This is a genomic window from Mycobacterium sp. (assembly GCF_049683355.1).
In the GTDB taxonomy this organism is placed as follows: domain Bacteria; phylum Actinomycetota; class Actinomycetes; order Mycobacteriales; family Mycobacteriaceae; genus Mycobacterium.
In genome coordinates, this window is record NZ_JBAUJB010000001.1 from 1 (window position 1) to 1668 (window position 1668).

At 67.3% G+C, this 1668-nt stretch carries 1 protein-coding gene; it reads left to right on the forward strand.

Going from position 1 to position 1668, the window contains the following annotated elements; genetic code table 11:
* A partial coding sequence (locus WA944_RS00005) for a penicillin-binding transpeptidase domain-containing protein (protein WP_526646023.1) occupies positions 1-1377 on the forward strand: 1377 nt, incomplete at its 5' end.
* Between the last annotated feature and the right edge of the window lie 291 nt (positions 1378-1668).

Here is a 1668-nt window from a genome sequence, read left to right on the forward strand (position 1 = left end):
AAGGACTCCCACCGCATCCTCGCGATGGCGGACAGCCGCACCTACGGGCTGAACCTCAACGCCGGGCAGACGGTGCAGCCGCAGCCCTTCTCCCTCGTCGGCGACGGCGCCGGCTCGATCTTCAAGATCTTCACGACGGCCGCGGCGCTGGAGATGGGGATGGGCATCAATGCGAAACTGGATGTACCGCAGACATTCCGGGGGACCGGCTTGGGCGACAGCACCGAACCGGGGTGCCCGCCGAAGACCTGGTGTGTAAAGAACGTCTCCGGATTCGCCGGCCAGTTGAACGTGACCGATGCGCTGGCGAAATCGCCGAACACCGCGTTCGCCAAGCTGATCTCCCAGGTCGGTGTGCCCCGCGCGGTGGACATGGCGGTCCGGCTCGGGCTGCGGTCCTACGCCGAGCCGGGGACCGCCCGCGCGTACGACCCCGAGACCAACGAAAGCATCGCCGACTGGGTCAAGCGGCAGAACCTCGGATCGTTCACGCTCGGCCCCCTGGAGCTCAACGCGCTCGAGTTGTCCAATGTGGCCGCGACGCTGGCCTCGGGTGGTGTGTGGTGCCCGCCCAGCCCGATCGACAAGGTCTTCGACCGCCACGGCGGTGAGGTCTCCCTCGACACGACGCCCTGCGAGCAGGCCGTCCCGGAAGGGCTCGCCAACACGATGGCCAATGCGCTGGGCGAGGACCACACCGGCGGAACCGCCACCAGCGCGGCGGGTTCGGTCGGTTGGGATCTGCCGATGGCGGGCAAGACCGGCACCACCGAATCGCACCGGTCGTCGGGATTTCTGGGCTTCACCAATCAGTACGCCGCCGCGAACTACATCTTCGACGACTCCCCGACTCCGTCGGGCCTGTGCTCGTATCCGCTGCGCCAGTGCCGTAGCGGAAACCTGTACGGCGGGACGGAACCGGCCCGCACCTGGTACCTGGCGATGAAGCCGATCGCCGAGGACTTCGGCCCGGTGGCCATGCCCCCCACCGATCCGCGCTACGTCGACGGCGGCCCCGGCAGCGAGGTGCCCAGTGTGATCGGGTTGAAGCTCGATGCAGCCCGGAAGAAGTTGACAGACGCCGGTTTTCAGGTCGCAGCGGAACCGACGCCGATCGCCAGCCACTCCTCGAGGGGTACCGTCGTGGGGACGTCGCCGAAGGGTAAGACCATCCCCGGTTCGATCATCACGATCAACACCAGCACCGGTTACGTCCCCGCGCCGGTGTACCAGCCGCCCCCTCCGAGTGCGCCGCCTCCTCCGCCGCCTCCCGGGGAGGCACCACCGCCGCCGCCCCCGAATGTCTTCGAGATCCCCGGGCTGCCGCCGATTGTGCTGCCGTGGCCGGCTCCCCCGCCCCCACCGCCGCCGGCGTGACGCCGGTGACGTTGAGACTGCACCATGGGCGAAGAAGTTCAAGTAGGGCCAGCCACCAGCACAGCGCCAACGCGCACAGCCACACAGGTGTTGCACCTGAGAATCAGGTGTTACACTTCGATCATGCCAACAGACCACCGGCGCCACGCAATCACAGAAACCGCCGAGATCAGCAATGCCCTCGGTGTCGCGCGCGACGCATGGCCAGATCTTGCCGACAAGCCCGGCGCGCTGTTGCGTCGACTCATCCTTGTGGGCCGAAACACCCTTGAGCGCAATCATACTGAGAAG